We start from the raw sequence: 345 nt of genomic DNA on the forward strand, positions 1-345 counted from the left end.
AGCGGTAGTTCGGGTCCTGCGGCAGGAACGGGGTCGCCTCGTGGTAGAGCACGTCGCCCTTGGCGTCGCGGACGGTGATGACCGGGGTGTAGCCGTTGCCGAGCAGGTAGACGTCGGACCCGTCGACGGCGAGCGGGTGGTTGACGCTGATGTCCGCCTTGTCGCTCGGAGCAGTCGGATCGGACCGGAACGTCGTGTGGGCGACGAACTCGCGCGGCTGGCCGAACGTCGGTCCGGGGGTGCGGATGAAGTCGGCCTGGAGCCGGTCGACCTGGAGCACGAAGTTCGGGATCCGGGACGGGTCCACCCACGGCCCGGGCGAGAAGGTGTTGTACGTCGAGACCG

1 protein-coding gene is annotated in these 345 nt (G+C 69.0%); it reads right to left on the bottom strand.

Annotated elements, in window-relative coordinates; translation table 11 throughout:
- Nucleotides 1-345, bottom strand: a 345-nt coding sequence (locus tag N864_RS23160) for a cytochrome c biogenesis ResB family protein (protein WP_034723293.1), incomplete at both ends; no start/stop codon positions are given.

Origin of the sequence: Intrasporangium chromatireducens Q5-1, assembly GCF_000576575.1 — a bacterium.
Lineage (GTDB): Bacteria > Actinomycetota > Actinomycetes > Actinomycetales > Dermatophilaceae > Intrasporangium_A > Intrasporangium_A chromatireducens.